This window comes from Actinomadura flavalba DSM 45200 (assembly GCF_000374305.1).
GTDB classification, from domain to species: domain Bacteria; phylum Actinomycetota; class Actinomycetes; order Streptosporangiales; family Streptosporangiaceae; genus Spirillospora; species Spirillospora flavalba.
The window spans coordinates 842,639-869,242 of record NZ_KB894093.1; the positions used below are offsets into that span (position 1 = coordinate 842,639).

17 protein-coding genes are annotated in these 26,604 nt (G+C 75.7%); 3 read left to right on the forward strand and 14 right to left on the reverse strand.

Translation table 11 applies throughout. The features are described from left to right. Positions 1 to 118: 118 nt before the first annotated feature. Positions 119 to 1,069 (reverse strand): acyl-ACP desaturase, encoded by a 951-nt coding sequence (locus C229_RS0103750; RefSeq protein ID WP_018653739.1) that lies wholly within the window; start codon positions 1,067 to 1,069, stop codon positions 119 to 121. A gap of 311 nt (positions 1,070 to 1,380) precedes the next feature. Here C229_RS0103750 and C229_RS0103755 point away from each other — a divergent pair, with 311 nt between their 5' ends. Then, positions 1,381 to 2,187: a lysozyme gene (locus C229_RS0103755; protein WP_018653740.1), complete on the forward strand. Its 807-nt coding sequence runs from the start codon at positions 1,381 to 1,383 to the stop codon at positions 2,185 to 2,187. A 26-nt stretch (positions 2,188 to 2,213) separates the two neighbouring features. Here the strand turns inward: C229_RS0103755 and C229_RS0103760 are convergent, their stop codons facing one another. Next, positions 2,214 to 3,257: a saccharopine dehydrogenase NADP-binding domain-containing protein gene (locus tag C229_RS0103760; protein WP_018653741.1), complete on the reverse strand. Its 1,044-nt coding sequence runs from the start codon at positions 3,255 to 3,257 to the stop codon at positions 2,214 to 2,216. Between the two features lie 128 nt (positions 3,258 to 3,385). On the opposite strand from C229_RS0103760, the gene C229_RS0103765 reads away from it, so the two are divergent. After that, positions 3,386 to 4,291, forward strand: a complete 906-nt coding sequence (locus C229_RS0103765) for an AraC family transcriptional regulator (protein ID WP_018653742.1) — start codon at positions 3,386 to 3,388, stop codon at positions 4,289 to 4,291. A gap of 20 nt (positions 4,292 to 4,311) precedes the next feature. Here the strand turns inward: C229_RS0103765 and C229_RS0103770 are convergent, their stop codons facing one another. The 4 genes from C229_RS0103770 to C229_RS0103785 form a co-directional block, all read right to left on the reverse strand. Continuing rightward, the gene (locus C229_RS0103770; protein ID WP_081639711.1) at positions 4,312 to 7,053 is read right to left on the reverse strand and encodes a helix-turn-helix transcriptional regulator; all 2,742 of its coding nucleotides are present in this window, start codon (positions 7,051 to 7,053) and stop codon (positions 4,312 to 4,314) included. A 146-nt stretch (positions 7,054 to 7,199) separates the two neighbouring features. Continuing rightward, positions 7,200 to 7,505, reverse strand: coding sequence for an antibiotic biosynthesis monooxygenase family protein (locus C229_RS0103775; protein ID WP_018653744.1), 306 nt, complete (start codon positions 7,503 to 7,505; stop codon positions 7,200 to 7,202). A 147-nt stretch (positions 7,506 to 7,652) separates the two neighbouring features. Further along, entirely contained in the window at positions 7,653 to 8,414 is a 762-nt protein-coding gene (locus C229_RS0103780; protein WP_018653745.1) for an SDR family NAD(P)-dependent oxidoreductase, read from the reverse strand. A 47-nt stretch (positions 8,415 to 8,461) separates the two neighbouring features. Beyond that, positions 8,462 to 10,048 (reverse strand): MFS transporter, encoded by a 1,587-nt coding sequence (locus C229_RS0103785; RefSeq protein WP_018653746.1) that lies wholly within the window; start codon positions 10,046 to 10,048, stop codon positions 8,462 to 8,464. Between the two features lie 174 nt (positions 10,049 to 10,222). Here C229_RS0103785 and C229_RS0103790 point away from each other — a divergent pair, with 174 nt between their 5' ends. Next, on the forward strand, positions 10,223 to 10,612 hold the full coding sequence (locus C229_RS0103790) for a winged helix-turn-helix transcriptional regulator (protein ID WP_240487064.1): 390 nt from the start codon (positions 10,223 to 10,225) through the stop codon (positions 10,610 to 10,612). Between the two features lie 47 nt (positions 10,613 to 10,659). On the opposite strand, the gene C229_RS0103795 is transcribed toward C229_RS0103790, so the two are convergent. The 8 genes from C229_RS0103795 to C229_RS29305 all read right to left on the reverse strand — a co-directional run bounded on the left by C229_RS0103795 (position 10,660) and on the right by C229_RS29305 (position 26,602). Next, positions 10,660 to 11,901 carry a cytochrome P450 gene (locus C229_RS0103795; RefSeq protein WP_018653748.1) on the reverse strand — a complete coding sequence of 414 codons (1,242 nt, stop codon included), beginning with the start codon at positions 11,899 to 11,901 and terminating at the stop codon, positions 10,660 to 10,662. Between the two features lie 27 nt (positions 11,902 to 11,928). Beyond that, positions 11,929 to 13,215: a cytochrome P450 gene (locus tag C229_RS0103800; protein WP_018653749.1), complete on the reverse strand. Its 1,287-nt coding sequence runs from the start codon at positions 13,213 to 13,215 to the stop codon at positions 11,929 to 11,931. After that, positions 13,212 to 14,810 carry an acyl-CoA dehydrogenase family protein gene (locus C229_RS29290; RefSeq protein WP_018653750.1) on the reverse strand — a complete coding sequence of 533 codons (1,599 nt, stop codon included), beginning with the start codon at positions 14,808 to 14,810 and terminating at the stop codon, positions 13,212 to 13,214. The genes C229_RS0103800 and C229_RS29290 overlap by 4 nt, the downstream gene beginning before the upstream one ends. A gap of 125 nt (positions 14,811 to 14,935) precedes the next feature. After that, complete coding sequence (locus C229_RS0103810) at positions 14,936 to 15,145, reverse strand: acyl-CoA carboxylase epsilon subunit (protein WP_018653751.1); 210 nt, start codon at positions 15,143 to 15,145, stop codon at positions 14,936 to 14,938. Further along, positions 15,142 to 16,692 carry an acyl-CoA carboxylase subunit beta gene (locus C229_RS0103815; RefSeq protein ID WP_018653752.1) on the reverse strand — a complete coding sequence of 517 codons (1,551 nt, stop codon included), beginning with the start codon at positions 16,690 to 16,692 and terminating at the stop codon, positions 15,142 to 15,144. The genes C229_RS0103810 and C229_RS0103815 overlap by 4 nt, the downstream gene beginning before the upstream one ends. Further along, positions 16,693 to 18,147 carry an FAD-dependent oxidoreductase gene (locus C229_RS29295; protein ID WP_018653753.1) on the reverse strand — a complete coding sequence of 485 codons (1,455 nt, stop codon included), beginning with the start codon at positions 18,145 to 18,147 and terminating at the stop codon, positions 16,693 to 16,695. It lies immediately after the preceding gene. Further along, positions 18,144 to 23,309, reverse strand: coding sequence for a type I polyketide synthase (locus tag C229_RS29300; protein WP_018653754.1), 5,166 nt, complete (start codon positions 23,307 to 23,309; stop codon positions 18,144 to 18,146). The genes C229_RS29295 and C229_RS29300 overlap by 4 nt, the downstream gene beginning before the upstream one ends. Before the next feature lie 20 nt (positions 23,310 to 23,329). Continuing rightward, positions 23,330 to 26,602, reverse strand: a complete 3,273-nt coding sequence (locus C229_RS29305) for a type I polyketide synthase (RefSeq protein WP_018653755.1) — start codon at positions 26,600 to 26,602, stop codon at positions 23,330 to 23,332. Between the last annotated feature and the right edge of the window lie 2 nt (positions 26,603 to 26,604).

Below are 26,604 nucleotides of genomic sequence, written 5' to 3' on the forward strand. Positions count from 1 at the left end.
CCGGGTGCGTCGAACGTCAGGTGCGAACACCGCAAACGCTAGGAAGACACCTGGTGGGAGCACATCGGGCGGCGGCCCGAAGTGGATCTAGGTCGTTGGTCCTCCGCCTCCCGGACGATCAGCCGCGGCGGGCCTCCCGCCGGGCCTGACGCTCGGCGCGCCGGTCCTCGAAGCGGGTGGCGGCCTGGTCGAGGCCGTCCAGGAACGCGGCCAGCTCGTCGCGGGCCTGCTCGGCCTCGGCGTCCAGGCCGGTCAGCTCGAACACGCCCCACTTGCGCAGGATGGGCTGGACGACCTCGTCGTGGTGCAGGCGCAGGTCGTAGATGCCCGCGTTCGCGATGGCGACGGACTTGCGCAGGAAGCCGTCGATCGTGTTGCCCGGCATCTCGAACGTCGTCACGACGTCCTTGACGGCCCGGAGCGTCTGGCTCGGGTCGGCCTCGAAGGCCGCGCCGATGAAGTTCCGGTAGAAGATCATGTGCAGGTTCTCGTCCTTGGCGACGCGCGCCATCATCCGCTCGCAGAGCGGGTCGCCGGACGCCTTGCCGGTGTTGCGGTGCGAGACGCGGGTCGCCAGCTCCTGGAACGCGACGTAGGTCGCGCCGCGCAGCAGGTCGGCCCCGTACGGCATCGCGTAGCCGACCTGGAGGTGCGCCATCCTGGCGCGTTCCAGCGCGACCGGGTCGATGGCGCGGGTGACCGTCAGGTAGTCGCGGATGACGATGCCGTGCCGGTCCTCCTCGGCCGTCCACCGGTTCGTCCAGTAGCCGTAGGCGCCCTCCTGGCCGAAGACGCTGCGCAGCGCGAAGTGGTAGCCGGGCAGGTTGTCCTCGGTGAGCAGGTTGACCAGCAGCGCCTCGCGCGACTCGGGCGTCACCTTGGAGTCGCCGGGCTCCCAGCCCTCGCCGCCGAGCACGCCGGCGTAGGTGCGCCCGTCGCTGTAGGGGACGTACTCGTGCGGGAACCACTCCTCGGCCGTCGCCACATGGCGGTCGACCTCCTTCTCCACGACCGGTTCGAGCTCGCGGAACAGCTCGACTTCGGACTTGGACACCGGCGCGATCGACATGCACACCCCTTACACGGACGACGGGTGCCTCAGCGTAGCCACGCCCGCGCTGACGCTCTTGTCAGTTACGCACGTCACATCCGCCCGATTAGTCACCTTGGTGACAAGACACGCGGCCCCCGCGCCGGGCGAGCGGCCGCCCGGCCCGCTAGCCGATCGTCTCCGCTCAGGGCAGGACGGAACCTGCCAAAGAACCGGACACCGAATCGAAGATCGGCATCAAATGCCCGTCAAGTGCTCGCGGAAGGGCGGGGACGCGGACTATAACCGCAGCACGCGTCACTCGGCCCCTCTCCCTCAGGAGCTCCCGCATGGCCAGGATTCTCGCGCTCTCCCTCATCCTTTCCGGCGGTCTCGCGGCGAGCGCGCTCGCCGCGCCCGGCGCCGCCGCCGCACCCGCCGACGGCCCCGACCGGCACTGGCTCGGCTCGCAGATCGCCAAGCGGGAACCGGCCGCGCGGCGGGCGCCCGCCGCCGGGGTGCTCGCCGTCCCGCAGACGCCCGGACTCGACGTCAGCTCGTGGCAGGGAAACGTCAACTGGGCGTCCGTCGCCGCCAACGGCGCCAAATTCGCCTACGTCAAGGCGACCGAATCCACCGGATACCGCAATCCGTACTTCGCGCAGCAGTACAACGGTTCCTACAACGCCGGGCTGATCCGCGGCGCCTACCATTTCGCGGTGCCGAACATCTCGTCCGGCGCCGTCCAGGCCGACTACTTCGTCAACAACGGCGGCGGCTGGTCGGCCGACGGCCGGACGCTGCCCGGCCTGCTCGACGTCGAGTGGAACCCCTACGGCGCCGCCTGCTACGGGCTCTCCCAGACCGCGATGGTGAACTGGATTCGCGCGTTCAGCGACCGCTACCGCGCCCGCACCGGCCGCTACCCCGCGATCTACACCTCCACGAGCTGGTGGACGCAGTGCACCGGCAACCTCGGCGGCTTCGCCACCACGAACCCGCTCATGATCGCCAACTACAACGGCACCCCGGGTCCGATGCCCTTCAACTGGACCTACCAGACGATCTGGCAGTGGTCCGACCGCGGCGTCTTCCCCGGCGACCAGAACTACTTCAACGGCGACCTGACCCGCCTCCGCGCCTTCGCCCGGAGCTGACCGCGCCCTTCGCCCCCGCCCGGGATTCAGACCGGGGCGGGGGCGGAGACGGCGTGGTCGACGCCGTGGGCGCTCAGCGACGCGAGGAACGAGCCGGGCCGCAGCGCCTGGGACGCGGTGAGCGCGCCCGGCAACGGCGGCGCGGCGAGCAGGCGGACGGCGGTCTCCACCGCCGTGACGGCCGTGGTGCCGTAGGTGTCCCGGCCGCGGAGCGTGACGCGGGCGCGGGCGCCGGACGTCGCCAGCGCGTCCAGCAGGTAGGTGAAGCGCTGGGCGGCACGGGCGCCCGGGTCGGGGCCGTCCGGCAGGGCGGCGATGGACTCGGCGGGCGGCGGGGCCGCGCTCAGGCGGGAGCGCAGGTCGGCGTCGACGACGGCCGTCAGGTTCCGGACGGGCGTCGCCCGCGGGATCGTGACGACCTCGGGGAGCGGGAAGCGGGCCGTCCGGACGGCCGCGCCGTCCGGAAGCAGGACCTCGGCGGGTTCCGGGGCGGCCTCCGTCCAGGCGCCGTCGCGGTAGCTGACGCCGCCGGACCGGATGTCGTCCATGCCCTCGACCAGGGAGCGCAGCGAGCCCCGGGACGAGGTGCCGCCCTCGACCACGTGCGTGATGAACAGCGAGTCGAGCGGGCCGAGCCGGTCGGAGAGCAGACGGGCCGCCAGGTCGGGGAGCAGGCAGCCGTCGGTGGCGGCGGGGACGGCCGTGACGCCCGCGCGGCGGGCCGCGTCGTCCATCGCGTCCAGGACCCACCGGACGTGGCGCTGCTCGCCGGAGGTGTCGGTGTAGTGGCAGCCCGCGGCCAGCGCCGCGCGCAGGACCGGCGGGCCCAGCCGGGCGAAGGGGCCCGCGCAGTCGATGACGGCGCGGGCGTCCGCGAAGGCGTGCGCCAGGGCCTCCTCGTCGGCGGTGTCGGCGACGCGGACCGTCTCGGGCAGGTCGGCGCGGCGGGCCGCCTCCCGCAGCCGCGCCGCCGAGCGGCCCACCAGCAGCGGGCGCAGACCCCGCCGCCGTAGTTCCGCCAGGACCAGGCCGCCCTGGTAACCGCTCGCTCCGAACACCGCGACCGCCATCACGCCACCCCACCCTGAGAGTTCGACCGGCTACCCAACGTAGCATCATCCCGAGACGTTGCATCCATGGAAAAGATGATTCCCTGTTCCATCGTCTTGATAGGTGGATGCGTGCTAGATTGCGGAGTGTGGACGTCCTGTCAGACGTGATCAGCTCGGTCAGCGCCGGGCGGCCGCACTGCCGCCGGGTGACGCACCGCGCCCCGTTCGGGCAGTGGTTCCCCGCCGTCGCCGGGGCGGGCTTCCATCTGGTCCTGCGCGGATCGTGCGTGCTCGTCACCGACGACGGCGCGGTCCTCCCGCTGCGCACCGGCGACATCGTGCTGCTGCCCTCGGGCCGGGCGCACGGCCTGGCCGACCGCGGCGGGACGCCGATGAGCGAGCGGCCGCCCGAGGGCGGCGGGGACGCAGAGGGCGAGGAGTCCACGGCCCTGCTCTGCGGGGCCTACATCCTCGACCAGCCCCGCCCGCACCCCCTGCTCGACGACCTGCCGGACGTGCTGCGCTTCCCCGCGCGGATCGGGCGGCACCCGTCGCTGAACGCCGCCGTGGGCCTGCTCGCCCAGGAGGCGGAGTCGCCCGCGCAGGGCAGCGGCGCCGCGGTGCCCGCGCTGCTCGACCTCGTCCTGCTCTACCTCCTGCGCGCCTGGTTCGACGAGCGGCGCGAGGACGACGGCTGGGCGGCGGCCCTGCACGACCCGGCGGTCACGGCGGCGCTGGACGCGCTGCACGGCGAGCCCGCCCGGCCGTGGACGGTCGCCGACCTCGGCCGCCGCGCGGGCCTGTCCCGCGCCGCGTTCGCGCGGCGGTTCACGACGACGGTGGGCCAGCCGCCGCTGACGTACCTCACCGGGTGGCGGATGATCCTGGCGGCCCGGCTGCTGCGCGAGCCGGACGCGTCCCTGCGCCGCGTCGCGCTGGACGTCGGCTACACGTCGGAGTTCACGTTCGCGCACGCCTTCAAGCGGGAGTACGGCGTCCCGCCGGGCGAGTACCGGCGGGCGTGCCGGGCGGACGCCGGAGCGCCGGTATGACCCGGCGCCCCTGCGGCGGGTCAGGCCGAGTCGGCCGGCTCCAGCGGATACCGCCCCGGTTTCAGCCGGGTGAGCAGTTCGGAGCGGCGCCCCACGTCGAGCTTGCGGTAGACGCGGGTGAGGTGCTGTTCGACGGTGCTCACCGTGATGAACAGCTTGCCCGCGATCTGCCGGTTGGTGTCGCCGTGCGCGGCGAGCACCGCGACGCGCCGCTCCGCCTCGCTGAGCACCTCCAGGGCGCCGCCCTCGGGCGCCGGAACGGCGGGCACGGGACGGCTCGCGGTGCCGTGCGCGACGAACCCGTGGCGGCGGCCGAGCTCCTGCGCCCGGCTCTCCATGGCCTGCGCCCCCGCCTCGTCACCGAGCTGGAGGTGGGCGCGCCGCAGCTCGGCGCAGGCGCGGGCGAGCCCGTACAGGTCGTCCACGTCCTCCAGTTCCGCGACGGCCTCCTCCAGCAGCGCCCGGCGCTGCTCCACGCATCCGGCGGTGAGCGCGAGGACGCGCAGCAGCCCGCCCCGCGCGCCGTAGGTGCGTTCCAGCTCGCGCTGCGCCAGCGCGCGGGCGCCGTCGCGGTCACCGAGCGTCAGCAGCGCGTCGGCCGCGTCCGCCGCCCACGGCACGACGCTGGTGAGCAGGCCCCATTCGGCCATCGTGTCGCCGCAGCTCTGGAAGTCGTCCAGGGCGGCGTGCGGGCGGCCGGTGGCGAGGTGGTAGCGGCCCCGGGCGTGCAGGAAGTGGACGCCGCCGAGCGTCCGCAGCCCCGCCTCCGGCACGGCCGCCCGCGCCAGTGCGCCCGCCTGCTCGTACCGGCCCATGGCGGTCTTGGCGACGATCGAGTTGGCGAGCGGCAGCATGACGGCGGCGCCCCAGCCGTCGAGCGTGATGAGGTCGAGGGCCTGGTCGGCGTGGCGTTCGGCGTCGGCCACCCGCCCCCGGCGCAGGTCCGCGGTGGAGCGCAGCGTCAGCAGCATCGCCGTCCACGTCGGGGCGGAGCGGTCCGCCAGCTCGGCCAGCAGCGAGTCGCACCAGTGCTCGGCGTCGGCGAGGCGGTTCTCGTAGATGAGCGCCACCAGGGCGGCGCTGATCGTGAAGATGCCCTCGTCGTCCAGGCGGGCGCCCTGGAGCACCTGTTCGGCCAGGGTGAGGCTCACCTCCCCGCAGCTCCCGTGCAGCACGGAGCTGAGCAGCAGCGCGGCGCGCTTGGGCCCGCTGCGCCGGGCGGGCGAGGTGCCCGGCGGGCCGTCGGCGTCCCGCGCGCCCCGGTGCAGGTCGGGGTAGAAGCAGCCCAGCCAGGTCTCGACGGCGTGCGCCGCTCCGTCGGCGCGTCCGGCGAGCGCCTCCACCAGCGCGTGGACGAGGTCGAGACGGCCGAACCAGAGCAGGTAGATGAGCAGCGAGGCGCTGTCGCCCCGGGTGAGGCGTCCGGCGATGGCGTGGCCGACCGCGTCGTTGAGGTAGCGGCCCGCCGACACCGGGTTGGTGCGCCACAGCGTCCGCAGCAGCGCCAGCGTGACGGGGGCGCGTTCGTCCTCGTGGGCGCAGGCGTTCAGCGCCGCGCGCAGCAGCGTGACGGCGCCGCTGTTGTCGTCGCGCAGCAGGGCCTGCTCGGCGGCGCGGAGCAGCAGCGGCGGCACCCAGGGTTCGCCGGTGGGCCTGCCGCGGATGAGGTGCCCGGCGACCTGCGCGGGTAAGGCACCCCAGTCGTGGAGCAGGCGGGCGAGGTGGGTGTGCGCCTCGGCGCGGCGTTCGGGCGCCCAGCCCGCCAGCACCGCCGCGCGGACGGCGGGGTCGCGGTAGCGGCCGTCGTCGAGCAGCAGGCCGGTCGCGACGAGTTCGCCTAGGGCGCGCGCACCGGTGACGCGGTCCACGCCGAGCAGTTCCGCGACGAGTTCCTCGGTGGCGGGCCGGTCACCGAGCAGCGCCACCATCCGCGCCGCGTTCTGCGAGGTGTGCTCGCAGCGCAGTAGGCAGAGGCCGACGGCGTGCGCGAACTCCGGCCCGGGGACGAGGTCGCCCGCGCCCCCGGCGCGGGCGAGATGCTCTTCGGCGAGGGTGCGGAGCAGGAGCGGGTTCCCGCCGGTCAGCTCCTGGGCGCGTTCGGCCTGCGCGGCGGTGGGCGCGGCGCCGAGGAACTGTTCGAGCAGGCGGGCGGTGGCGCCGAGGGTGAGCCTGCGCAGCCGCACGTGGCGGCTGCGGGGCTCGCGCAGCAGATCGGCCTGGAAGCAGCGGTACTCACTACTGGAGTGCTCGCTGTCGCTGAGCAGCATCATGACGCGGGAGAAGCGCAGTCGGCGGGCGAGGTAGAGGAGGCAGACGAGCGAGGGGACGTCGGCGTAGCCGGCGTCGTCCAGGCACAGCGCGACGGGCCGGGTGCGGCCCAGTTCGGCGAGCATTCCCGCCACGGCGTGCAGCAGGTCCATCTCTCTGCGGGCCGTCACGTCGAAACCGCCCGCGGTCCACGGGAAGGGGCGGTCGCCGAGGACGGCGCGGGCGGCGGCGACGTCGGGGTCGGCGGTGTTCTCGACGGCGGCGACGAACTGGCCGATGACCCCGAGGGGAATCCCCGTCTCGGTCCGCGACGCCGCGGCCTTGAGCACGAGGACTCCGGCGCGGCGCATCTGCGCGCCGCACAGTTCGAGCAGTTCGGTCTTTCCACTGGCGACCGGGCCGCTGATCACGGTGACGGCGCCGGAACCGGAATCTCTTTCGGTCCACAGTGGATTGAGGCGGCGGATTTCTCGGTCACGCTCCACGAGGCTCATGCATCCCCCTGATGCCGTGCAACATTGCGGGTGTTGACTTTCCGTAACCTCGGAACTCGTTATTCGGGCGGAAACGAACGCGCACTCTCCTCCCGGGTGCCGGGAGGAGAGTGCGGGGTGGGAGTCTGGTCGTCGGCGTGCCGGGGTCAGCCCTCGGGCGGGTAGTGCGAGAGCACCTCGAAGTGGTCCGACGAGAACGGTGCGGCGAAGTGGGAGCCGACGAGGTCCGTCCACGCCGCGTACGACGGCGAGGCCCGGAACCCGGCGGCGGCGGCCTCGCCCGCCCACGCGATGAGGATCAGGTAGGCGCCGGTGGCCCCCGTCTGGCGGAGCAGGTCCACGAACACGAAACCCTCGGCCTCGGCCAGCACCGGCTCGGCCTTCTTGAACGCCTCCTCAAAGGCGTCGACACGGTCCGGGACGACCGACAGCAGCGCGTGCTCGATGATCATTGGTTTCCCTTCTGTGGCACCGCGCGGGGCGTGCGCCCCCGCCGCACCACGCTTTTCACGTTATTTCCAGGACGGCTCGGATGACAGCCCCTACGACCCCTATCGGTGGCCGCATCCGGGCAGCGGAGTACCGAACATTTCCGGGGTTCAGCGCGGTCCGGGCCGGAGTCCCCCGTCGAGCCGGAGCACCGCCGCGTTCAGCATGGTGTTGCGCAGAACGCTCGCGACGAGCGCCGCGAACTCGGCCGGGTCGCCCATCCGGGCGGGGTGCTGGAACTGCCCGGCCAGCGAGGCGACGGCGGCGTCGGGCAGCCCGCCGACCATCGGGGTGTCGAACACGCCCGGCGCGATCGTCACCACCCGGACGGAGCGCGCGGCCAGGTCGCGGGCGACGGGGAGCGTCATGCTCACGACGCCGCCCTTGGACGCGGCGTACGCGGCCTGCCCCATCTGCCCGTCGAACGCCGCCACCGACGCGGTGTTGACGATCACGCCGCGTTCCTCACCGAGGGGGTCGAGCGTCTCCAGGTGCGCGGCGACGAGCCGCAGCACGTTGAAGGTGCCGACGAGGTTGACGTCGACGATCCGCCGGAACTCCTCCAGCGGGTGGGGCCCGCGGCGGCCGGTGGTGCGCCGGGCCAGGGCGACGCCGGCGCAGTTGACGGCCGCGCGCAGGTCACCGAACTCTGCCGCCGTGGCGACTGCGGCGGCGACCTGCGCCTCGTCGGTGACGTCGGCGGCGACGAACCGCGCCCGGCCCCCGAGCCGCTTCGCCGTCAGCGCCCCGGCCGAGTCCGGCAGGTCGGCGATGACGACGCGGGCGCCCGCGTCCGCGAGCGCGGCGGCGGTGGCCTGGCCGAGCCCGGAGGCCCCTCCGGTGATGAGGACGACCCGATCGGTGACGTCCATCCTGTCTCTCCGTCCTCCCGGGGTCTCCGGGCTCGCGGCACGCCCGGTCAGCGGGCGGCCACCTCGTCGGCGGCGGGGGCCGGGTCGGCCGCGTCGGCGGGGGCCTTGCCGGCGGGCGGGACGCGCCGCAGCAGCGCGACCGCCGCGATCGCCAGCACGGCGGCGGTCCCGGCGATGACGCCGCCGACGCCGTTGAGCCCGGCGGTGAACGCCTCCCGCGCGGGGACCAGGACCGCGCGGGCGGCCTCGGCGGGCAGCGACGCGGCGACGGCGACGGCCCCGGCGAGCGAGTCGTGCGCCAGGCTCGACGCCTCGGGCGGCAGGCCGGACGGCAGGGTGCCGTCCACCTCGCCCCGGTACAGCGCGGTGTTGACGCTGCCGAGGATCGCGACGCCGAGCGCGACGCCGAGCTGGGTGGCGGTCTCCGACATCGCGGACGCCGATCCGGCCTTCTCCGGCGGCGCGGACCCGACGACGAGGTCGGTGGTGAGCGCGGCCATCGGGCCGATGCCGAAGTAGACGACGGCGAACCCGGTGATGAGCAGGGCCAGCCCGGCGCCGGTCTCGACCCGGGTGAGCAGGACGCCGCCGACGACGGCGACGGCGAGCCCGGCGGCCATGACGTCGCCGGGCCGCAGCCGCTGCGCGAGCCCCGGCGAGGCCATGGCGCTGACCATGAGCGCGACGGCGGCGGGGAGCAGCCACACGCCCGCGCGGATGGGCGACAGGTCTTCGACGAGCTGGAGGTACTGGCTGATGAACAGCGTGATGCCGCCCATGATCGCCGAGCCGAGGAGCATGATGCCGAGCGACGCCGCGAACGTCCGGTTGCGGAACAGCGCGAGGTCCATGAGCGGGTCGGCCAGGCGGCTCTGCCGCAGGATGAACACCGCCAGGAACACGACGCCCGCGAGGGTGGTCGCGATGGCCTCGGCGCCGACGCCGTCCTTGGCGAACTCCTTGATGCCGTAGACGATCGGCATGACGGCGGCCAGCGACAGCGCGACGCTGAGCAGGTCGAGCTTGCCCGCGCCGGGATTGCGGTACTCGGGCAGCAGGAACGGCGCGGCGACGATCAGCAGGATCATCACCGGGACGCCGAGCAGGAAGACCGAGCCCCACCAGAAGTTGTCCAGCAGCAGGCCCCCGGCGAGCGGGCCGACGGCGATGCCGAGCATGAAGCAGCTCAGCCAGGCGGCGATGGCCACCGACCGCTGTTTGGGGTCCTTGAACATGTTGCTGATGAGGGCGAGCGTGGACGGCATCAGGGTGGCCCCGGCGATGCCGAGCAGCGCGCGGGTGACGATGAGCATCTCGGCGCTGGTCGAGTAGGCCGCCAGGACGGAGGCGACGCCGAACGTGGCGGCGCCGGTGATCAGCAGGCGGCGGCGTCCGATGCGGTCGCCGAGGGTGCCCATCGTGATGAGGAACCCGGCGATCATCAGCGCGTAGATGTCGAGGATCCAGAGCTGCTGGGTGCTGCTCGGGTCGAGGTCGGCGCTGATGTGCGGGAGCGCCAGGAACAGCACGCTCGTGTCCAGCGAGGTCAGCAGCGTGGGAAGTGCGAGGACCGCGAGCCCCGTCCACTCCCGCCGACCGGCCTGGGGCACGGCGCTGGTCGTTGTCGTGTCCATCGGGTCCTTTCCTGGTCGCGGGGGCCGCCCATGGACACAGGTCGTGCTCCCCGTAATCGTTGGTGACCGGGTAACTGATAGTTGCCCTAGGCCACTTCTTGCTCCAGAGGTAATGGTCTGTCACAGTCAGGAGGAACGGAAGGAGGAACTTTCGTGTCACAGAGGAACCAGCGTGTGTCCCCGCAGGATGTGCACCCGATCGTGTGTCCGATCCGGGAGATCTTCGACCGCGTCGCCGGCAAGTGGTCGGTGCAGATCATCCTGATCGCGGTGGCGAAGGGCCCGGTGCGGTTCACCGAACTGGAGCGGGGCATCGAGGGCATCAGCCGCCGGATGCTGACGCTCACCCTGCGCCAGCTCGAACGCGACGGCCTGCTCGTCCGCACCGTCTTCCCGACCGTCCCGCCGCGCGTGGAGTACACGGCGACGCCGATGGCCTGCGAGTTGCAGGGCGCGTTCGAGGAGCTGGCCGCCTGGGCGGTGCGCCACCAGGACGCCATCGCCGCGGCGCAGCGCGTCTACGACGGCCGGCAGGAGGACCGGGAGAAGGTCGCCGTCACCTGACCGCCCGTCCGGTGGACCGTCCCGGTCCACCGGACGGCCCGGCGGGGTCACCGGACGGCGCCGAGCCGCACCGGGAGCGCGGCGAGCGCGCGGATCACCAGGGCGCCGTTGAAGGCGGGCTCGGCGCCGGTCAGCTCGACGTCCTGGCGGGCCAGGGCGGCCAGCGCGACCTGCGTGGTCATGCGGGCGACGGGGGCGGCGACGCAGAAGTGGATGCCGTGCCCGTAGCCGAGGACGCGGTAGGGCGGCCGGGACAGGTCGAGCCGGTCGGGGTCGTCGTAGACGGCCGGGTCGTGGCTCGCCGCGCCCATGACGAGGAACACCTGCTCGCCCGCCGCGAGGTCGAGCCCGGCGACGGAGGCGGGCCGCAGCGCCGAGCGGGTGAGCAGGAACAGCGGCCCGTCGAAGCGCAGCAGTTCCTCGGTCGCCCCGGCGATCTCGCCGGGGTGCTCGCGCAGCCAGGCGAGCTGGTCGGGGTGGCGCAGCAGGGCGAGCGCCGAGTTGCCCATCTGCGCGGCGGTGGCGCCGAACCCGGCGGCGAGCAGGTTGACGCAGATGATGCCGAGTTCGACCTCGCTGAGCCCGTCGCCGCCCTCCTCGGCGGCGACGAGTTCGCTGATGAGGTCGTCGCCGGGCTCGGCGCGGCGGCGCGCGGCCAGCTCGCGGGTGAGGTCGGCGAACCACAGCCGCGCCTCGTCGCGCCGGGCGGCCTGCTCGGGGGTGAGGGTGAAGTCGGGGTCGAGTCCGCGGGCGCTGTCCATCGAGTGCGCGAACGCCTGCTCGTGGTACTGCTCGGGAATGCCCATCATCTCGGTGAGGATGAGGCCGCCGAGGGGCCGCAGCACCTCGTTCATGAGGTCGACGGTCCCGTCGTCGGACGCGGCGCGGGCCTCGCGCAGCAGCCGGTCGGTGATCCGCTCGGCGACGGGCCGCAGCCGCGCGACGGTGCGCGGCGTGAACGCCTTGGAGACGAGGCCGCGCAGCCGGGTGTGGTCGGGCGGGTCCTGCATGGCGAGGAACCGGACGGGCGGTTCCCCGTAGATCGACAGCTTCTGGCTCTCCACCATCGGCCCATCACCCCAGCCGAAGGCGGGGTCGGACAGGACGGTGGTGACGCCCGGGTGGCCGAGCAGGATCGGGATTCCGGCGGGCGTGCGGAACGCCTCGCCGTGCTCGCGGCGGATCGCGGCGAACACCGGGTAGGGGTCGGCGTGGAACGCCGGGTCGAACGGGTTGAAGGGGAGCATCTGGGTGATCACGGCGGGGTCGAACGCGGCGGTCTCGGTCATGCGGAGGCTCCTGTCGTGGACGTCGCCTCAGGAACGTGCCGGGCGCAGCTCGACCGGCATGTCGAGGACGATGGTGTGCTTGTTGCTCGGCTGGTAGGTGACGGGCCCGGCCGGTCGCAGGTCCTCGACGCGCTCCAGCAGCACGTCGAGCAGGACGCCGAACTGGCGGCGGGCCACGCGGTCGCCCAGGCAGTAGTGGTTGCCGTGCCCGAACGTCATGTGGGGGTTGGGGTCGCGGCGGAGGTCGAAGGCGCCGGGGTCGGGGAAGACGTCCTCGTCGCGGTTGGCGGAGGGCCACCAGAGCGTGACCTTGTCCCCGGCGGTGACGGCGGCGTCCCCGATCCGGACGTCGCGCGTCGCCGTGCGGCGGTTGTAGGGGTTGGGCGGCGCCCAGCGCAGCATCTCCTCGATGGCCGTGGGCACGGCGTCCCGGTCGCCGCGCAGCGCCCGCCACCCCCCGGGCTGCCGCGCGAGCGCGCGCAGGCCGCTCGCGAGCGTGTTGCGGGGCTGCTCACCGCCGGTCAGCAGCAGGAGCAGCAGGTTCTGCTCGCGTTCGGCGTCGGTGAGCGGGGGTTCGTCGCGGTGGGCGGCGATCTCACCGGTGGCGAGGATCGTGGCGAGGTCGGGGCCGGGGTCGGCGCGCTTGCGTGCCAGCAGGTCCGCCACGTACTCCCGGGTGGCCGCGAACGTGACGCGGGAGACGTCGTCGGCGACGCCGGTGCGGCGGCGGTGGAAGCCGGTGGACTCGTGCGCCCATCCGGCGACGCGGGGCCGGTCCTCGTCCGGGACACCGAGCAGGATCGCGATGGCGAGGTAGGCGAACGGCTCGCAGACGTCGGTGGCGAGGTCGCAGCGCCCGGCCGCGGCGGCGCGGTCCACGAGCGCGACGGCGGCGGCGCGCAGCTCGTCCTGGAGCGCGGCCGCGGCGGCGTCCGTCACGGCGGGGCCGAGCAGGTCCCCGAGCAGATGGTGCCGGGGGTTGTCCATCATCGCCATGATCACTCCGGCGAGCATCCCGAACGGCAGGTCCTCCAGGTGGGAGCCTCCGGCGGGGCGGTCGCCGCCGCCGCGCGCGGAGAAGGTCGCGGGGTCGCGGGCGACGGCGGCGATGTCGGCGTGCCGGGTGAGCACCCAGAACCCCTCGCCGTCGCCGGTGCGGCCGGGCGGGTGCCAGAGGACGGGCGCCTCGCGGCGCAGCCGCGCGAAGACGTCGTAGGGGATGCCGTCCGGGCTGCGCGCGAACGCGGCGTGGTCGGTGAGGTCGAAGCCGTCGAGCACGGCGGGCCAGGACGAGGCCGGGGGTGCGGTGGTCACGGGCGGTCTCCTCCGGGGTCGGTGAACGGGTCGGCGGCACCGCCGCCGAGCCAGCCGCGGCTGACCTTGGCGTGGTCGGGCGCGGCGGCGTCGGCGTCGGCGTCCAGGCGGGTCCACAGCGCGGCGAGCCGGGCGCGGGACGCGGCGCCGTACAGGGCGGCCAGTTCGCCGCCGGAGTGCTCGGACGCGGCGCGGGCGCGGACGGCGGCCGCGGTGAGCAGTTCGGCGGCGATGCGGCCGAGGGTGCCGAGCGTCCCCTGGCGTTCGGCGAGGTCGGCCGGGTCGGGGTGGCGGGCGGCGAGCGCGGCGCAGGTCGCGGTGAAGCGGTGGACGTCGGCGGCGAGCGCGTCCCCCGCGGGGGCGGCGGACGCGGGCGCGGCGCGGCCGAGGAAGCGGGACAGGACGAGGCGTCCGGCGTTGACGTCCAGGACGAGGTCCACGTTGCCGGAGACCCGCATGCCGCGCGCGTCGCGCAGCAGCCGTTCGGCGGGCAGCGCCGGGACGGCGCCGCGCCGCCGCTGGGAGGCGGCGGTCTCCAGGCCGCGCGCGCCGAGCAGCGAGACGGTGCGGTCCGCGACCCGCCAGGCGGCGCGCGTGCAGACGTTCTTGGCCACCAGCCGCTCCAGCGTGCGGGCGGGGGCGCCGGGTCCGAGCAGGCACCAGCGGGTCAGGGTCTCCATGGCGTAGACGTCGGCGAGCAGGTCGGCGGTGACGCGCTGGACGGCGTCGTACTCACCGAGCGGGCGCCCGTTCACGGTGCGGCCGGGGACGAACGCGTGGACGAGGCGCAGGCAGCCGCGGGCGAGGCCGAGGGCGGGCGCGGCGTTGAAGAACAGCGCGCTCAGCAGCGCGATCGGCATGATCTCGGCCGGGAACGACGGCTCGCCGGGCTCCCCGGCGAGCACGTGCGCGCGCGGGACGCGGACGCCGTCCAGGCGCAGCCGGGCGTTGCCGAGGCCGCGCTGGCCGAGGAACTCGTGCCGGGCGGTGACGGCGAGGCCGGGCGCGTCCGCGTCCGCGAACGCGACGCCGACGCGGGGAACGTCGCCGGGGAGGGTGACGGTCAGCGCGAACAGGTCGGCCACGGCTCCGGCGCCGGTGTAGAGCTTGGTGCCGGACAGGACGTAGTGGTCGCCGTCGGGGGTCGCGGTCGTCCCCGGCCAGGCGTTGTTGGCACCGGCCTCCTCGGTTCCGGCGAACGCCGAGACGGTTCCGGCGCGCACGCGGGCGGCGACGTGGTCGTGCAGCGGGCCGGGCGGCAGCGCGGCGAGCAGGGCGGCGGCGCCGACGGCGTTCTGGACGGCGAGGAGCTGCCCGGCGGACGCGGACCACGCCGCCGCCTCGGTGACGGTGTGGAAGGCGGCGTGGTCGGTCAGGCCGTGCCCGCCGTCGTCCGGCGGGAGGCGGAGCCGGAAGTGGCCGCGGTCGCGCAGCGCGGCGAGGACGTCCGGGGGGAACGTGCCGGTGCGGTCCAGGTCGTCGGGGTCGATCCGCTCCCGCAGCAGCGCGGTGATCTCGGCGGCCACGGCGGGGACGGGCCCGGGGGCGGGGAACGGCTGGAGTGCGCCGGGGCCGAGCCGCCCCGACTCCAGCACGGAAAGAAACGATTCTGCGCCTTGCGTCATGGAATTCAGCGCTTTCTCGGAGTGGCCGCAAGAAAAGCCGATTTAGGGCGGACGCTACGGATCTCCGACCCCTAGTCACAACCCCAGTCCGGCCCCTATCCGGAATGGCGCCAGGACCGCCAGGACCCGGCGGGGACGAAGGGGCCGCGGCGGTTCCGGTCCCAGCCCGCGCGGGTCGCGGCGGGCTCGTCCGGCGGCCGCGCGGCGCGGCGGGCCACCGCGAGCAGCACGGCGACGACGGCGGCGTACTCGACGTCGTCGGCGCGGCCGCGGACGATCCGGAAGACGGGCTCGCCGCCGGTCACATCGGCGGGTTGCCGTGCTTGCGCGACGGCGGGTCGGCGTGCTTGGTGCGGAGCATGTCCAGCGCGGCGACGAGCGTGGCGCGCGTGTCGCGCGGGTCGATGACGTCGTCCACGAGGCCGCGCTCGGCGGCGTGGAAGGGGTGGACGAGCGCCGCCCGGTACTCCTTGATCTTCTGCGCGCGGACCTGCCCGGGGTCGTCGGCGGCGTCGATGTCGCGCCGGAAGATGACCTCGGCCGCGCCCTCGGGGCCCATCACGGCGATCTCGTTGCGCGGCCACGCGAACGACAGGTCCGCGCCGACGGAACGGGAGTCCATGACGATGTAGGCGCCGCCGTACGCCTTGCGCAGAATGACCTGGACGCGGGGAACGGTCGCGTCGCAGTAGGCGTACAGCAGTTTGGCGCCGTGCCGGATGATGCCGCCGTGCTCCTGGTCGAGTCCGGGCAGGAATCCCGGCACGTCCACGAGCGTGACGAGCGGGATGTTGAACGCGTCGCAGGTCTGCACGAACCCGGCGGCCTTCTCGGCGGCGTGGATGTCGAGGCCGCCCGCCATGACGGAGGGCTGGTTGGCGACGATCCCGACGACGTGCCCGTCCAGCCGGGCGAGGGCGCACACGACGTTCGGCGCCCAGTGCTCGTGCACCGGCAGGTACTCGCCGTCGTCGACGAGTTCGGCGATGACGGCGCCGACGTCGTAGGGGCGGGCGGGGTCGGCGGGCACGAGGTCGAGCATCCGGTCGGTGCGCCGGTCGGGCGGGTCGCCGGACGGCTCGCGCGGCGGCGTCTCCCGGTTGTTGGCGGGCAGCAGGGACAGCAGGTAGCGGACGTCGGCCAGGCAGCTCTCCTCGTCGTCGTGGACGAAGGCGGCGACACCGGACGTGGCGGCGTGGACGTCGGCGCCGCCGAGGCCCTCGGCGGTGACGTCGGCGCCGGTGACGGCGCGGACGACGGACGGCCCGGTGACGAACATCTGCGCCACGCCCCGCACCATGAACACGAAGTCGGTGAGGGCCGGGGAGTAGGCGGCGCCGCCCGCGCACGGCCCGAGCATGACGCTGATCTGCGGGATGACGCCGGAGTTGCGGGTGTTGCGGACGAAGATGCCGCCGTATCCGGCGAGCGCGCTGACGCCCTCCTGGATGCGGGCGCCCGCGCCGTCGTTGAGGCTCACCAGCGGCGCCCCGGCCGCGGCGGCGAGGTCCATCAGCTTGTGGATCTTGGCGGCGTGCGCCTCGCCGAGCGAGCCGCCGAAGGACCGGAAGTCGTGCGCGTAGACGAACACGCGGCGGCCGTGGACGGTGCCCCAGCCGGTGACGACGCCGTCGCCGTCGGGGCGCCGCGCCTCCATGCCGAAGCCGGTGGCGCGGTGCCGCCGCAGCGGCTCGATCTCGTGGAAGCTGTCCGCGTCGCACAGCAGCGCGATGCGCTCGTAGGCGGTCAGTTTGCCCTTGTCGTGCTGGCGGCGGGTGGCGTCCGGCGCGGCGCCGTCCCGGACGGCGCGCTTGCGGTCGGCCAGTTCGGCCAGCCCTTCCGTGATCGTCATTCAGGCTCCTCCCGGGGCGGGCGCGAGGCCCGCCGCCAGCGTCGCGACGTGGTCGAGGTCGGCGGTGGTGCGGCCGGCGCGGGCGACGAACCCGTCCGGCCGGACGAGCACGAACCCGCGTCCGGAGGCGCGGTGCTCGTGCGCGATGCGGCCGGGGTGGCGGGCGGCGAGGTGCGCTCCGGCGGCGGCGAGGGCGGCGTCGCCGCGGGTCACCAGCCGCAGCGCGCCCGTCCCGGCGGGGGGCGCGCCGCCGGGCGGCCGCTCTCCGGGCGCGGGCAGGCCGCGGGCGCGGCGGGCGGGACCGCCGGGCAGGACGTCGGGGTAGGCGACGCGGCGTCCGGCGAGCAGCGGGACGAAGTGGCGGCGCAGCACCCCGGTGGCGTCCAGCCCGCGCCAGGCCGCGTTGCGGACCCGGGCGGGGCGCGGCCCGAGCGTGAACATCCGCGCGAACCGGTGGGTGTTCTGGACGGTCTGCTCGGCGGCCCGCCGCCGCTCGGGCTCGTAGGTGTCGAGGAGGTCGGGGGTGTAGGCGCCGCGCAGGACGCCCGCGAGTTTCCAGGTGAGGTTGGCGACGTCCTGGAGGCCGAGGTTGAGGCCCTGCCCGCCGATGGGCGAGTGGGTGTGCGCCGCGTCTCCGACGAGGAAGCACCGTCCGTGCCGCAGGGTGGCGGCGACGCGTTCCTGGCTGGCGAAGGTGGTGATGTCGTCGAGGCGGCGCAGCACGAGGCCGTCGCCGCCGCGCTCGGTGAGGACGCGCTGCACGGTCGCCTCGGACAGCTCGGTGCCGTCGGGGACGGGCGCGCCCATGCGGACGGTCCCGCCGCGCAGCGGCGCGACGACCATGGGACCGGCGGGCCGCAGGAAGTAGTGGACGGCGCCGGGCGCCAGGTCGCCGTCGATGGCGCCGTCGACGGCGAGGTAGCGGGCCGGGAGCGTGGTGCCGGGGAAGTCGATGCCGAGCAGGCGCCGGACGGTGCTGCCGACGCCGTCGGCGGCGATGAGCCATTGGGCCTCGATCAGCTCGGTGCCGCCGGGCCGGTCGACCTTGACGGTCACGCCGTCCGGGCCGGGGGTGACGCCGCTGACGTGCGCGGACCGCTCGACCCTTCCCCCGGCGGCCTCCAGCGCCTCTTCGAGCAGCGCGTCGGTGGCGTGCTGGGCGAGGACGAGCGCCTCGTTCTCGGCGCCGACCGTGGTGCGCAGGGTGCGTCCCCCGGCCAGGTGGTAGTGCAGGGCGTCGAGCGGGAGGCCGCGCCGCTCGGCGTCCTCGCGGACGCCGAGGTCGCGCAGCACGGCCAGGCCGAGCGGCCACAGCAGGGTGGCGCGGGAGCCGGTGCCGGGGACGTCCTCGCGTTCCAGCAGGCGGACGTCGATCCCGGCGCGGCGCAGCGCGCAGGCGGCGGCCAGGCCGCAGGTCCCCGCGCCGACGATCACCACGGGCGTGCGTTCGGTCATCGGTGGTCTCCTTGGGTGGTGCCGGTGCGCAGCAGCGCGGCGAGCGCCCGCGCGGTGGTGGCGGCGTCCTCGTCGATGACGCCGAAGTGGTCGCCGGGGACCGTGACGCCGCGGGCGGGGCCGCCGTCGGCGCGGATCTCCAGCAGCGGGACGCCGCCGGGGTCGGCGGGGTGGCCGCCGAGCAGCCGCAGGTAGGCGGCCATGGCGGTGAGGCGGTCGTCGGTGAGGGGCAGGACGCCGTCCGCGCGGTCGGCCATGGCGCCGAGCAGGGCGGGGCCGGTGGTGTCGAGGAAGGCGTCGTCGAAGGGGGCGGTCTCGATGGTGGCGACGGCGGCGGGGGCGGCGCCCTCGGCGGCGAGGCGGGCGGCGGCGAGCCGGGCGACGAGGCCGCCGGAGGAGTAGCCGCCGACGACGTAGGGGCCTGTTCCGGCGGCGGCGCGGACGGCGGTGGTGACGGCGGTGAGCAGGGCGTCGAGGTCGGCGGGCAGGGGTTCGCCGGTGCCGTGGCCGGGCAGCGCGATCGCGCTGACGGGGCCGGTGCCGTCGTCGTCGCGCAGCGCGGCGGCGATCCGGGCGAACTGGTGCGGCCCGGACGTCGCGAGGACGGACGGGATCAGCACGAGGGCGGGCCCGGTACCGCCCGCCGTCAGCCGTTCGACGGCGGGCGGCGGAACGTCGGCGGCGGTGAACGCGGGGCGGAAGGCGGCCAGGTCCGCGAGCACGCGCAGGAATCCGGGCAGCCGCCCGGTCCGCGCGGCGTCGCGGAACAGCGCGGCGAGCGTCTCGGGCGCGTCGTCGGCGGGGCCGCCGAGCGCGGCGTGCAGGGCGGCGGCGATGCGGTCGGGGGTGCCGCCGGAGACGACGAGGCCGGCGGGGACGCGCAGCCCGGTCGCGGCGCCGAGCCGGTTGCGCAGCTCGACCATCGTCAGCGAGTCCATGCCGATCTCCAGCAGCCCGCGCGCCGGATCGACGGCCTCGCCGGAGGCGTGGCCGAGGACGGCGGCGATCTGCGTGCGGACGAGGCCGCGCAGCTCGTCGCGGCCCGGCCGCGCCGGAAGCCCGGCGGCGAGGGAGGCGGACGCGGCGGGGCGTGCTTCGGGGATCTCGCCGAGCAGCGGGTTCGGCCGTCCGGCGGTGAGGCGCGCGGCGAACCGGGGCCAGTCCACCTCGACGAGCGTCACCGCCGTCTCGTCGTGGTCGAGGGCCTGGTGCAGCGCGGTGAGGGCGAGGGCGGGGTCGAGGCCGGGCAGGCCCCGGTCGGCCAGGCGGCGGGCGCGGTCGCGTTCGGTCGCGGCGGCGTCGCCGGTGGCTTCGGGGTCGGCCCAGCCGCCCCAGGCGAGGCAGGTGGCGGGCAGGCCGTTCGCGCGGCGGGCGGCGGCGAGCGCGTCGAGGTCGGCCGCGGCGGCGGCGTACGCGCCGACGCCGACGCCGCCGCCGAACGTCGCGGTGAACGAGGAGAACAGCACGAACGCGGTGAGGTCGGCGTCGCGGGTCAGCTCGTCCAGGGTGCGGGCGGCGTCGGCGCGGGCGCGCAGGACGGCGGCGACGGTCGCGTCCGGCAGTGCGGTGAGCGGCCCTTCGGCGAGGAGTTCGGCGGTGTGGACGACGGCGGTGAGCGGCGCGTCGGCGGGGATGGCGCCGAGGACGGCGGCGAGCGCGTCGCGGTCGGCGGCGTCGCAGGCGGCGACGGTCACGCGGGCGCCGTGCGCGGCGAGATCGGGCGGCGGCGCGGCGGGCCCGTCCGCCGGGTCGGTGAGGAGCAGGAGGTGGTCGGCGCCGTGGGCGGCGAGGTCGCGGGCGACCTGGGCGCCGGGTCCGTGCAGGCCGCCGGTGATCAGGACGGTCCCGGTGGGCTTCCAGGTGCGGGCGGGTGCGCGGCCGGGCAGGGGCGCGCGGACTAGCCGCCGGGCCAGCGGCCCGCCTGGGCGCAGCGCGAGCTGGTCCTCGCCGGTTCCGGCGAGGACGCCGGGCAGCAGCGCGAGCGCGGCGGGGGCGGCGTCGGCGGGCAGGTCGACGAGCCCGCCCCACCAGGGGTGTTCGAGCGCGGCGACCTGGCCGAGGCCCCAGTGCCGGGCTTGCCGGGGCTCGGGCGCGGGGTCGCCGGGCTCGGCCCGGACCGCGCCCCGGGTCACCGACCACACCGGCGTCTCGGTCCCGGCCTCGGCCACGGCGCGCAGGACGCGGAGGGTCGCGCCGAGGCCGGGGTCGGCGGGCGGCAGCAGGGACACGATCCCGGCGAGGCCGCCGCCGGTGAGGACGGCGTCGCCGGGCTCGGCGCGGCGGACGTCGGCTCCGGCGGCGGTGAGCGCGGCGGCGACGTCGTCGCCGGGGTGCGCGGCGTCCGCGACGAGCGCCCAGGTGCCGGTGAGGCGGGCGGGCGGGGCGGGGACGGGCCGCCAGTCGATCCGGTACCGCCACGACGCGGGCCGGGTGAGGGCGGGTCGTCGCGTCTCGACCCAGTACCGCTCGTGCTGGAAGGGGTAGGCGGGCAGGTCGGTGCGGGGTCCGGGGCCGAGCGGCGCGGTCCAGTCCACGTCCGCGCCGCGCGCCCAGAGCCCGGCGGCGGAGGCCAGGAGCCGGTCGAGGCCGCCGTCGTCGCGGCGCAGCGAGCCGGACGCGACGACGTCGGCGCCCGCGCGGTCCGCGATCTCCTCCACGTTCATCGTCAGCACCGGATGCGCGGACGGCTCCACGAACACGCCGAAACCGTCGCGGAGCAGGCGTTCGACGACGGGAGCGAACCGCACCGGGCGGCGGCAGTTCTCGTACCAGTAGTCCGGGCCGAGGTCCGCGCCGTCGCTCGGTTCGCCGGTCACCGTGGAGTACAGCGGCACGCGGCCCGGCCGGGGGCGCAGGAATCCGAGGCCGGTGACGATCCGTTCCCGCAGCGGTTCGACCTGCGCCGAGTGCGACGCCACCGACGCCGAGACCACCCGCGCCCGCACCCCCTCGGCCACCAGCTCCGCGACGAACGCCTCCACCGCCGCCGCCTCCCCCGCCACGGTCGTCGCGGCGGGGCCGTTCACCCCGGCGACCGACAGCCCGTCGGGCAGGCGCCGTTCCACCTCCCGGACGGGCAGCGCGAGGGAGGCGACGACGCCGCGCCCGGTCAGCTCCCGCGCGAACAGCGCCGAACGCTCCACCACCAGCCGCGCCCCGTCCTCGACGGTCAGCGCCCCGGCGACGACGGCGGCGGCGATCTCGCCCTGCGAGTGGCCGACGACGGCGTCCGGCCGGACGCCCCACGCCTCCCAGACGGCGGCCAGCGCGACCTGCACCGCGAACAGCACCGGCTGGACGACCTCGATCCGCGCCAGCCGCTCCGCGTCACCCAGCGCGGCCTCCACCGGCCATTCGACGCGTTCCTCCACGGCCGCCGCGATCTCGCGGAACCGGTCCCGGAACACGTCCGACTCCGCCAGCAACTCGCGCCCCAGACCGACCCACTGCGACCCCTGGCCGGGGAAGACGAACGCGACCCGTCCCGGCGCGCGCAGCGTGCGGACGGGCGTCTCGCCCGCCGCGACGGCGCGCAGCGCGGCGGCCGCCCCGGCATGGTCGGTGGCGACGAAGGCGGCGCGGTCGTCCAGCACCGCGCGGTGCGCGGCGAGGGTCCGCGCGACCGTGGCCAGCGGACGTTCCGGGTGGTCGGTCACCAGCGCGGCCAGGTCGGCGGCGCGGACGCGCAGCGCGGCGCCGCCCCGCGCGGACAGCGGCAGGACGACCGGCCCGGCGGCGGGCTCGTCGCCCGGCTCGGGCGCGGTCTCGGGCGGTTCCTCCAGGATGAGGTGGGCGTTGGTGCCGCTCACGCCGAACGCCGAGATCCCGGCCCGGCGGGGGCGGTCGCCGCGCGGCCACTTCACCGGCTCGGTCAGCAGCTCCACCCCGCCCGACGACCAGTCCACCGCCGACGTCGGCGCGTCCACGTGCAGCGTGCGCGGCAACACCCCGTGCCGCATCGCCAGCAGCATCTTGATCAGCCCGGCGGCACCGGCGGCGGGACCGGTGTGCCCGAGGTTGGACTTGAGCGACCCGAGCCGGAGGGGGTCGCCGGGCGGACGCTCCCGCCCGTAGGTGGCCAGCAAAGCGGACGCCTCGATCGGGTCGCCCAGCGGCGTCCCGGTGCCGTGCGCCTCCACCGCGTCCACCTCGGCCGGGGACACCCCGGCCGAAGCCAGCGCCGCGCGGATCACCCGGCGCTGCGCCGGGCCGCTCGGCGCCGTCAGCCCGTTGCTCGCGCCGTCCTGGTTGACCGCCGACCCCCGGATCACTCCGAAAATCTCCCGGCCGTGGGCGACCGCGTCCGACAGCCGCTCCAGCAGGACGAGCGCGACGCCCTCGCCCCACCCGGTGCCGTCGGCGGCCTCGGCGAACGCCTTCACCCGCCCGTCGGCCGCCAGGCCGCGCTGACGGCTGAGGTCCACGAACGCCGCCGGGGTGGACAGGACGTTCACGCCGCCCGCCAGCGCCAGCGAGGTCTCCCCCGCGCGCAGCGCCTGGCAGGCCAGGTGGATCGCGACCAGCGACGACGAGCAGGCCGTGTCCACCGTCACCGCCGGGCCCTCCAGCCCCAGCGTGTACGCGACCCGGCCGGACAGGACGCTGCCCGCGACGCCCGTCATGCGGTGGGCCTCCACGTCGTCGTCGGTGCGGTCGAGCAGCGCGGCGTACTCGCCGCCCGCGACGCCCGCGTAGACGCCGGTGGCGGTGCCGCGCAGCGACGCGGGGTCGATTCCGGCGCGCTCGATCGTCTCCCAGGCCACCTCCAGCAACAGCCGCTGCTGCGGGTCCATCGCCAGCGCCTCACGCGGCGAGATCCCGAAGAACTCCGCGTCGAAACCCGCCACGTCGTCCACGAACCCGCCCGAACGGACGTACGACGTTCCCGGACGATCCGGATCATCGTCGAACAACGTGGCCAGATCCCAGCCCCGGTCGGCCGGGAAGCCGGTCAGCACGTCCCGGCCGTCCTCGACCAGCGACCACAGCGCGTCCGGCGTGGCCGCGCCGCCCGGGAGGCGGCAGCCCAGCGCGACGACCGCGATCGGCTCGCGGGCGCGGTCGCGCTCGGCGGCGAGCCGCCGCCGGGCGTCGGCCAGCTCCACCGTGACGCGCTTCAGGTAGTCGCGGAGCCGCTGTTCGGTGGTCGGTGCGCCGGTCATCGCGTTTCGGGTCCTTTCGGTCAGGGGGCGCCGAGCTCGCGCTCGACGATCGCGAAGAGGTCGTCGTCGTCCGCGCCGGACAGCGCGGCGGCCATCGCCTCGTCCGGGCCGCCGGACCCGCGCAGCCCGTCCAGCAGCGCCTCCAGCCGGGCGACGACGAGGGCGCGGGCGCCGTCGTCGGCGGCGGCCCGCTCCACCACGGCCTGCACCTCGTCGATGACGTCGGCGGCGGACGGCGCGGCCGGGCCGCCGTCGCGCGGCGCCTCGACCTGGACCGCGATGTGCTCGGCGACGGCGGCGGGCGTCGGATGGTCGAACACGAGCGTGGTGGCCAGCCGCAGCCCGGTCGCGGCGTTGAGCCGGTTGCGGAGCGTCACCGCGGCGAGGGAGTCGAAGCCGAGCTGCCGCATCGTCCGCTCGGGGTCGATCCCGGCGGCGTCGCCGTGGCCGAGGACGGCCGCCGTCTCGCCGCGCACCAGCGCGAGCAGCCGGGTACGGAGCTCGTGCGGCGGCAGTGCGGCCAGCTCGTCCGCCGCCGGGACGGCCTCCGCCGCGTCGGCGCCGAGCGCGCCGCTCCAGCCCTTCGACGCGCCCTCCACCCAGTGGCGGCGGTGCTGGAAGGGGTAGGTGGGCAGGTCGAGGACCGTCCCGGACCCGGCGTCCCAGCGCACCGGGACGCCCCGCGTCCACGCCTCCGCGAACGAGCGCAGCAGCCGCGCCGCGCCGCCCTCGCCGCGCCGTAGCGTCCCGGTGACGACGACGTCCCGGCCCGCGCGCTCGGCCGTCTCCTCAACGCCCGCGACGAGGAGCGGGTGCGGGCCGACCTCCACGAACACGTCGAAGCCGTCGTCCACGAGCCGCCGCGCCGCCCGGTCGAAACGCACGGGTTCACGCAGGTTGCGGTACCAGTACCCGGCGTCCAGCTCGACGGTGTCCAGCGGGCCGCCGGTCACGGCCGAGTAGAACGCGACGCCGCCCGCGCGCGGCACGACCGGCTCGAAGATCTCCAGCAGCGACTCCCGCGCGGGCTCGACGTGCCGGGAGTGCCCGGCCTGCGCGGCGGGCAGCCGCCGCGCCCGCACGTCGTCGGCGACGCAGCGTTCGTAGAGTTCCCGGCAGGCCGCCACGTCGCCCGACACCACGACCGACGAGGGCCCGTTCACGACCGCGATGCCCAGCCGCCCGTCCCACGGCTCCAGCCTGCGGGCGACCTCGTCGGCGGGCAGCGCCACCGACACCATCGCGCCCTCGGGCAGCTCCCGCACCGCGAGGCCGCGCGCGGCGACGGCGCGGGCGCCGTCGTCCAGGGTCAGCGCGCCCGCGACGCACGCGGCGGCGATCTCGCCCTGCGAGTGGCCGACGACGGCGTCCGGTTCCACGCCCTGCGCCCGCCACGCCGCCGCGAGCGACACCATCACCGCCCACAGCACGACGTGGACGACCTCGACGCGCTCCAGCATCGCCGCGTCGGTGAGCGCCGCGCGCGGCGACCAGTCCACGTACGGGTCGAGCGCCGCCGTGCACTCGGCGAACCGGTCGCGGAACGCCGGGGACGTCTCCAGCAGCCCGGCCGCCATGCCCGCCCACTGCGAGCCGTGGCCCGGGAAGACGAACACGGTCCGGCCGCGCTCGCGGGCGGTGCCGCGCACCATGCCGGGGTCGGCGGTGCCGTCGGCGGCGGCGCCGAGCCCGGCGAGCGCCGCGCCGGCGGACTCCGCGACGACGACGGCGCGGACCTCCAGCTCGGCGCGGGTCGTGTGCAGCGAGTACGCCAGGTCGCGCAGCGGGGTGCCGGGGTGCGCGGCGAGGTGGTCGCGCAGCCGCCCGGCCTGGGCCCGCAGCGCCGCCTCGCTCCGGGCCGACACGGTCAGGGCGACGGGACCGGGCGCGGGCGCGTCCACCGGCTCCGGCGGGGTTTCCGGGGGTTCCTCCAGGATGAGGTGGGCGTTGGTGCCGCTCACGCCGAACGCCGAGACACCCGCCCGGCGGGGACGCTCGCCGCGCGGCCACTTCACCGCCTCGGTCAGCAGCTCCACGCCGCCCGACGACCAGTCCACCGCCGACGTCGGAGCGTCCACGTGCAGCGTGCGCGGCAGCACGCCGTGCCGCATCGCCAGCGCCATCTTGATCAGCCCGGCGACGCCCGCCGCCGCCTGCGTGTGCCCGAGGTTCGATTTCAGCGAGCCGAGCCGGAGGGGGTCGCCGGGCGGACGCTCCCGCCCGTAGGTGGCCAGCAATGCCGACGCCTCGATCGGGTCGCCCAGCGGCGTCCCGGTGCCGTGCGCCTCCACCGCGTCCACTTCGGCGGCGGGCACCCCGGCGGCGGCCAGCGCGGCGCGGATCACCCGGCGCTGCGCCGGGCCGCTCGGCGCCGTCAGCCCGTTGCTCGCGCCGTCCTGGTTGATGGCCGAACCCCGGATCACCGCGTGCACGCGGTGCCCGTGGCGGACGGCGTCCGACAGCCGCTCCAGCAGCACCAGGCCGACGCCCTCGCCCCAGCCCGTCCCGTCCGCCGCCTCCGCGAACGCCTTCACCCGGCCGTCCGCCGCCAGCGCGCGCTGGCGGCTGTGCTCCACGAACACGAACGGCGTGGACAGCAGCGCCACCCCGCCCGCGAGCGCGAGGCCGCAGTCCCCGGCCCGCAGCGCCTGGCAGGCCAGGTGGATCGCGACCAGCGACGACGAGCACGCCGTGTCCACCGTCACCGCCGGGCCCTGGAGGCCGAGCGTGTAGGCGATGCGGCCGGACGCGACGCTGCCGTGCGTCCCGGTCGTCACATAGCCGGACAGGTCGTGCGGGATCTCCGGGAGGCGGCTGATGTAGTCGTGGTACATGAAGCCCGCGTAGATCCCGGCGTCCTGGCCGCGCAGCGACGCGGGGTCGATTCCGGCGCGCTCGATCGTCTCCCAGGCCACCTCCAGCAACAGCCGCTGCTGCGGGTCCATCGCCAGCGCCTCACGCGGCGAGATCCCGAAGAACTCCGCGTCGAAACCCGCCACATCGTCCACGAACCCGCCCGAACGGACGTACGACGTCCCCGGACGATCCGGATCATCGTCGAACAGCTCGGTGAGATCCCAGCCCCGGTCGTCGGGGAAGGGGCCCACCACGTCGCGGCCGTCCTCGACCAGCGACCACAGGTCGTCCGGGGACGCCACGCCGCCGGGGAAACGGCAGCCCATCCCGACGACGGCGACGGGCTCGGCCGTGTCGTCGCGCGCCTTGAGCCGGGCGTTCTCCTTGAGCGCGGCGCGCAGGGCCGCGACGACGGGGGCTTCGGTGGCTTCGGTCATGG

Coding starts and splice junctions, on each gene's coding strand:
- C229_RS0103750 (WP_018653739.1), bottom strand. CDS start 1,069: ATGTCGATCGCGCCGGTGTCCAAGTCCGAAGTCGAGCTGTTCCGCGAG.
- C229_RS0103755 (WP_018653740.1), top strand. CDS start 1,381: ATGGCCAGGATTCTCGCGCTCTCCCTCATCCTTTCCGGCGGTCTCGCG.
- C229_RS0103760 (WP_018653741.1), bottom strand. CDS start 3,257: ATGGCGGTCGCGGTGTTCGGAGCGAGCGGTTACCAGGGCGGCCTGGTC.
- C229_RS0103770 (WP_081639711.1), bottom strand. CDS start 7,053: ATGAGCCTCGTGGAGCGTGACCGAGAAATCCGCCGCCTCAATCCACTG.
- C229_RS0103775 (WP_018653744.1), bottom strand. CDS start 7,505: ATGATCATCGAGCACGCGCTGCTGTCGGTCGTCCCGGACCGTGTCGAC.
- C229_RS0103780 (WP_018653745.1), bottom strand. CDS start 8,414: ATGGACGTCACCGATCGGGTCGTCCTCATCACCGGAGGGGCCTCCGGG.
- C229_RS0103785 (WP_018653746.1), bottom strand. CDS start 10,048: ATGGACACGACAACGACCAGCGCCGTGCCCCAGGCCGGTCGGCGGGAG.
- C229_RS0103795 (WP_018653748.1), bottom strand. CDS start 11,901: ATGACCGAGACCGCCGCGTTCGACCCCGCCGTGATCACCCAGATGCTC.
- C229_RS0103815 (WP_018653752.1), bottom strand. CDS start 16,692: ATGACGATCACGGAAGGGCTGGCCGAACTGGCCGACCGCAAGCGCGCC.
- C229_RS29295 (WP_018653753.1), bottom strand. CDS start 18,147: ATGACCGAACGCACGCCCGTGGTGATCGTCGGCGCGGGGACCTGCGGC.
- C229_RS29300 (WP_018653754.1), bottom strand. CDS start 23,309: ATGACCGGCGCACCGACCACCGAACAGCGGCTCCGCGACTACCTGAAG.
- C229_RS29305 (WP_018653755.1), bottom strand. CDS start 26,602: ATGACCGAAGCCACCGAAGCCCCCGTCGTCGCGGCCCTGCGCGCCGCG.